Raw genomic sequence first — 5,961 nt, forward strand, 5'->3', positions numbered from 1 at the left:
TTGTCAATCCACACTTGTTTATTATTAAGGTTTACCAAATACCAAGTTACTCCCTTAGCATCTTTATATTCTTTACTAGCTTTTACACGCTTACCATTGTATGCCTTTGTTGATGCAATACGCTTGGCTTTTTTATTGCCATATGGTGCGTTTAAGTAAATCCCATCATTACGTTTTGAACTGTTCACTTTAACATTGAGCGACACATTACGCGTGAAGGTTGGTGCAAATGCATGGCTGTCTACCCACAACTGCTTACTATCTACCTTAGTGAGATACCAAGTTACACCGTGAGTATCTTTACGTTGTAATGTCACTTGCACACGTTGCCCTGTATATGTCTTCGTTGAAGCATATCGTTTAGCACCTTGTGCACGATATGGTGCATTCAAGTACATACCATCATTACGACTATTGATATACAAGCTTTGGTTCACTTTCTTATCAATAACTGTTGCAAATGCTCGGCTATCTACCCAAAGCTTTTTACCATTCAAAGTAATAAGGTTCCAAATAACACCCTTATTATCGTAATATTGTTGACTAACTGTTACGAGCTTTTCATTATAGAAGCGACTTGATGTTTCTCGCTTATAACCCTTCTGACCATACGGTGCATTCAAGTACATACCATCATTGCGTGTGGCACTATTAATCAACAAATTAATATTTGTCTTATGACTGAAATTAGTACCAACAGCTCGACTGTCTACCCATACTTGCTTACCATCAAGACCAACCAAGTACCAAGTTACCTTACGACTACCTGACCCTGTTGTATATTGACCGACAACTTCCAATAATTGTCCTTGATGTGTTCGTGTAGAAGCAACCCACTTTGACTCAGTTTGCTTATATGGTGCACTAAGATAGAAGCCATCATACTTACCTTGACGCATACCGAATTGGACAAAATGCTTAGTTGGCTTTTGTGATGTAAAGTTAACCGTTACGAGTGCATTACTATCAACCCATAGATCTTTATCATCAAAATTAATTAAGTTCCAAACAACACCTTGCTTATCAACATACTGTCGGTTTACTTGTACCTTCTGGTGATTATAATCAGACGTACTACCTTGACGTTCCCACTTTATCTCGTTGCCATCTTGTCCTGTAGCAGTGACACCCCATGGCATATTGTTATAAAGACCATCACGACGAATTGTACTTGAAATATACGCCGTATAATTCGTTTGCGTACCAATTTCTACGGCAGGCATATGTTTAACTAACTGTTCTGGCAACATAACTTTGCCATCAGTATTAGAAATATTAAAGTATTGTCCATTTGACCAATCTTTTAGAACATACCCCATACCGAGTCCGGTTACATTACTGCCGTTAAGATATTTAGCAGACCATTGTTTGATTTTGGTATCAATATCTATTTTATTACCATTCTCATCGACCAGCAGATCAGGATAAAGTTTATTCAAAATTTCTAGGTATTTTCCACCATACAAATTCTGATATTCACCGCCCCCAATTGAGTTTACAACATTCAAATGCTGACCGTAGCGAACTTCGACTGCATTATTATCCGAATTAACTCGTTGCGCATCAACCACTTCTTGACTTGTATTCAATCCATAAATTTGGTTAGCAACATAGTCAGCCATGACAGTCATACCGGCTTGGTGTAATGTTTTAATCGCTGTTCTCAAATCTTGATCTGTACCATATTTAGTTGGCGTCTCAAACCCAAGATCGTATCGGTCGCTCAAACCATAACCATTCTGAACAAGTGAATCAATAAAACGATCATTAATATTTTTGCCATCGCTTGATCGATATTGTGGTGCTAATTCAAAATTAGTGATACCCCATGACTTAAAGAGATCAATATTTTTAGCAATCATCACATTCGTATATTCATCTTTAGTTGTTGGCATGGGTTGGAAGTTAGAAAATCCTTCATAAATCAATTCAGAATCCAAAGCAGCATTTGTGTGTAATACTTTGCCATCAGTAGATTTTTCATTGGAAGGTTGTGTTCTAGCATCTTGATCATCTTTAGCACCAGTTGGTACCCATACCGCTAAATATCCAGCAACTTGCGGATTAAGATAACCTCTGATTGCTGTATTCTCTTGACCATCAATATTGTGTCCATCAAAAATTAAATCACCATTATCATCAGTATAATTAATTGGTGCTTCATCGTTATTAAAGGATTTAATACCATCATTAGTTGTTAACATTAATGCACGGTATTCTTGGTTTTTATGCGCCGCACCCATATGTAACACAATTTTATCATTATCGTTCAATTGAAGACCGCTACTATTAGACACAACCACACCAATGCCTTGTGTTCTACTTTCAGCACTTCCGGCATCTGTAGCATCCATAACACCTTTTCCAAAACGAACGCTTGTTAATACTTCTCCAGATTTCTGACTATTTGCATTATTGATTTTTGTAACAGACATAGTTTGACCACCGGAAACATATTTCAGGCGAGCCTTCATCATTGTATCAATAGCATCATAGTATAGTGACTTATTAGCCATATATTGACCATCATCTTGATACATATCACCATAAAATGTACGTGGCACAGTATCTTTGTTAGTTAACATAACCGCATAAGCACTTGGAATATTATATTGATTATATTGCTTAACAGCAGATCTCTGATCAGCATAAAATGCTGACAATCCCTTCTCTAACTGTTCCATTGTAAAACCATCTAGTGAAATGGATGGATCATTATTTACAATTTTCATAACATTGCTTACAGCATCTTGTATATCTTTATCATGCGCATGAACAATTGTATAGTTTGGGAATATTGAACTTTCTGTAGTACTATCGTTAGCACGATCAACATTTCCATCATTTATCATTGCAGATAACGATCCAGCAGATGAATCAATTGACGCATCTTTGGACAATGAATTTTTCATAGTGTCACGCCAGTAAGACTCAATTAATGCATCATGATTTTCTGTCGTAACTGGTGTCTGATCGGCACTTGCTTCTACAATAGAAACATGCTTATTTGCTACAGCGTCACTAGCTGATAAGCCATACATATCATGAAGTAATTCATAAGCTTTCTTAGCCACTTGTTTGTCGACAAAGCTAATAGCATCAATACGGATACTATCAAAATTGGCTTGCGGATCATTGCCTGTTTCCGTTCCAAAATTCATTAGATAGTATAACCAGTTAAGGTCTTCAGCTTGTACAATTGGATTGGAATTATCAACATCATTAGCCAACAAAAATTCCATTCCGGTGTAATGTCTGTATGATGAATTCGCATATGGTGTTAAATCACTATTCCGATATGCTAAATATCCACCCTGGAACCAACCGCCATGATATTCAGAATCAGCATTCCAAATAGCCTGCTGCTTAACAAACGAAGGTGTTTCACCGTGACTGTTATATAGCAAATCATTAAGCCAATCAGAATTTCCTGCTTTAGTTATCCTTTTTTCAATGTTCACTTGCACCGTTTGTGCTGCTTGATTGAGCAGTGCTTGATCGCTATTCAAATCATATACTTGGCCACTATCCAACAACCCTTCTGTTTGCATAAGTTTAAGATAGTTAAGCTGTACATTTTTATTAGGCCACCAAACAGTAATCATTGGTCTCAAATCCTGTGATGTTGAAGCAACCCATGTCGTTCCATTTTTGAGTATCTCTGTTGGTCGGTACCACGTATCAGCTGTCAAAAAGCCATCAACAGTATGAGTAAAACTACTCTGAGTGTAATCATTAGCTGCATTATGTTTTGAAAATGCATTAGCAAGTGTCGAAGTAATCAAACTATATTGATACTGACCATTACCCTTATCTTTATCGAAGTAATAACCGACACCATTAGCATTCTCACTAGCACCTTTTAGTTGAACACCAGTGCTCATGTCAAAATAATTTAATTGTCCATTAATAGCATATAGACCTTTTAACGTGTTACCTTGATTGTCAATATAATAAACGTTGTCATTATCAATTTTATATTGACCACTCTCAACACTATTAACAACACTAATCAGGTTACCCTTATCTTGTTCAAAATAATATGTTACGCCATTGACTGTGGCTGTTCCACCTTTTAACTGTGCACCATTCTTTTCATCAAAATATTGTAGTGAACCGTTAATATCATACAATCCTTTAACCGGATTACCATCTAATCCACTATATGTCCAATATGAGTTCTGATTGCCTTGTGCGTCCGTCTCCTTCTTTTCAACGTATTCACCAGCTGATAATGCATTAAATGCTGATCCATTACCACTATCTTTGTCAAAATAGTAAGTGACGCCGTCCACAGAGCGAATATCATTTTTTACTTGATTTCCAGTGGACATATCAAAGTATTGTAGGTTACCTTGTACATTATATAAGCCCTCAACCGGCTTATTATCTACTTTACTGATATATTGCCAATGCTCATTATTCTCTGAATAAGTACCATCTGCTACTTTTTGGTATACGCGTGCATTACCGCTATTTTTATCAAAGTAATAGACTGTGCCTGCAACTGCTTTAATATCGCCCTTCAGCTGTTGTCCTGTTGCAGGATCAAAGTATTGAGTATTACCATTAATATTCTGTAATCCCGTTAATTGTTTACCATCTTTAGTAATATAAACAAAACCATCACCTTGGGCTTCGTAATGCCCTTCAGTAATAACTGCTTGCTCTTCAGTTGCCCCCTTTTGCTTATTAGCTATGGTTTTAACGGTATCTTTGGTTGCTGATATTGTCTTAACAGGCTCTGCTGTCTTATCATCAGCATTTGTGTTTACTGGCTTAATTGCTTCTGTTACTTTCTTATCAGTAGTATTTGTGTCTACTGGCTTAACTGCTTCTGTCGTCTTCTTATCAGTAGCATTCGTATCTACTGGCTTAACTGCTTCTGTTGCTTTCTTATCAGTAGCATTCGTATCTACTGGTTTAACAGCTTCTGTTGTCTTTTTATCAGTAGCACTCGTGTCCACTGATTTAACTGTTTCTGTCACTTTCTTATCAGTAGCACTCATGTCTACTGACTTACCTACTTCTATCGTCTTTTTATCAGTAGTATTTGTGTCCGTTGTCTGGGCAACTCCCTTATCAACAACATTTGCTCCCGCTGTCTTAATCGGTTCTTTGTCCTTATCAGTAGTATTTTTATCTGCAGTAACAACTACTGTATCCTTTTGTACATCAGCACTTGCTACAGTTGTGGCACCGGCTGCACCCATTGCGGCAAATAACGTCGCGGCAAATAACGTCGCGGCTACAACCCAACTTTTACCGGCTTTGTACAATTTCTTCCGTGTGATTGACTCTTGCTGTTTCATTGATCTCTCCCATTATGGATATGAAAAAATAGATGAGTTAGTAAATACCTTACTTTTCTATTACATTCTTATGTTAATTAAACATTAAATATCAAACGTTGTACACAATTTATATTTTTTGTAATTTAATCTTAATAAATAAAAAAGCATGGCAGTCTTAGACTGTCATGCTTTTTATTGATTACGTATGCAGAATGTACCGCACATTAATTAAAATGCACGCTTGTCAATCCACACTTGTTTATTATTAAGGTTTACCAAATACCAAGTTACTCCCTTAGCATCTTTATATTCTTTACTAGCTTTTACACGCTTACCATTGTATGCCTTTGTTGATGCAATACGCTTGGCTTTTTTATTGCCATATGGTGCGTTTAAGTAAATCCCATCATTACGTTTTGAACTGTTCACTTTAACATTGAGCGACACATTACGCGTGAAGGTTGGTGCAAATGCATGGCTGTCTACCCACAACTGCTTACTATCTACCTTAGTGAGATACCAAGTTACACCGTGAGTATCTTTACGTTGTAATGTCACTTGCACACGTTGCCCTGTATATGTCTTCGTTGAAGCATATCGTTTAGCACCTTGTGCACGATATGGTGCATTCAAGTACATACCATCATTACGACTATTGATATACAAG

General features: G+C 36.9%; 2 protein-coding genes. Both read right to left on the reverse strand.

The window, feature by feature from the left end; genetic code table 11:
* The coding region (locus C5L23_RS03800) for a glycoside hydrolase family 70 protein (protein WP_170168011.1) at positions 1 to 5,312 on the reverse strand (5,312 nt) is incomplete at its 3' end.
* A 210-nt stretch (positions 5,313 to 5,522) separates the two neighbouring features.
* The coding region (locus tag C5L23_RS03805; RefSeq protein ID WP_193617327.1) for an SH3-like domain-containing protein at positions 5,523 to 5,961 on the reverse strand (439 nt) is incomplete at its 5' end.

The organism is Leuconostoc fallax (genome assembly GCF_004354645.1).
GTDB classification, from domain to species: domain Bacteria; phylum Bacillota; class Bacilli; order Lactobacillales; family Lactobacillaceae; genus Leuconostoc_B; species Leuconostoc_B fallax.